The 983-nt window shown below is 45.9% G+C and carries 1 protein-coding gene; it reads left to right on the top strand.

Annotated elements, in window-relative coordinates:
* Positions 1-252: 252 nt before the first annotated feature.
* The coding region (locus tag D4N35_RS17835; protein WP_438944426.1) for an SH3 domain-containing protein at positions 253-983 on the top strand (731 nt) is incomplete at its 3' end.

The following is a 983-nucleotide window of genomic DNA, read 5'->3' as shown; positions in this document are numbered from 1 at the left end:
TAGATAAATTTAGTCACGGATTAAGGAGTTACAGAAAAACTAACTAAAAAATTCATATTTTTTCCAGTAAAGTCGAAATATGATAGGATAAGAGTATATTAAATTCGACATAAAGGAAGTGAGAATTTGAAAAAGAAGATCGTCATTCCTGGCCTATGTTTTGCAGCATTGTCGACGGTAGCTTTTGAAGAGGCTGTTCAAGCCGCCGAACCTCCTGCGATAAAAGCCCAAGCTGAAACAAAGTATGTTTCAGTGAATCAAGGTTCAGCTCTTAATGTCCGGAGCAGCGCTTCATCGAGCAGCAGCGTGATCGCCAAATTGCCAAGTGGGACGAAAGTATCTGTTCAGTCAGAATCGGGTGGCTGGGCAAAAGTGACAGTCAATGGGAAGACAGGATATGTCAGTGCACAATTTTTGTCGTCAGGCGCCCCGGCAAGCCAACCAGTTGCTAAGCAGGAAGTTGCTAAGCAGGAAGTTGCACCTGCACCAGCCAAAGCAGTTACAAAATACATAAATGTAAATTCAGGCTCGTCGCTGAACATGCGAAACAGCGCTTCAACAAGCGGAAGTGTAATTGGCAAATTGACTCGTGGGACGAAAGTATCTGTTCAATCGGAAGCAGGCGGTTGGGCCAAAATAGCTGTCAATGGAAAGACAGGCTATGTAAGCACACAATATTTGTCCACAAGCGTTCCAGTGAGCCAGCCAAAAGCCAATATTAAACAAGCATCGACGCTGGCGCCTGCCAAGCCTGCAGCAAAGCAAGCTTCGACTGNAAAAACCGTTACAAAGTATGTGAACGTAAATCCCGGTTCGTCGTTAAACGTGAGAAGCAAAGCGTCTACAAGCGGAAGCGTCATTGCCAAATTGGCCTCCGGTTCCAAAGTGTCTGTCCAATCGGAATCCGGCGGCTGGGCAAAGATAACCGTCAGCGGAAAGACAGGGTATGTAAGCACTGCATATTTAGCAATGGGTGCACCGGC

Origin of the sequence: Siminovitchia fortis (assembly GCF_003605365.2) — a bacterium.
In the GTDB taxonomy this organism is placed as follows: Bacteria; Bacillota; Bacilli; order Bacillales; family Bacillaceae_C; genus Siminovitchia; species Siminovitchia fortis.
The sequence above is the reverse complement of the archived record's forward strand: the minus strand, read 5'-3'. Positions and strand labels throughout refer to the sequence as shown.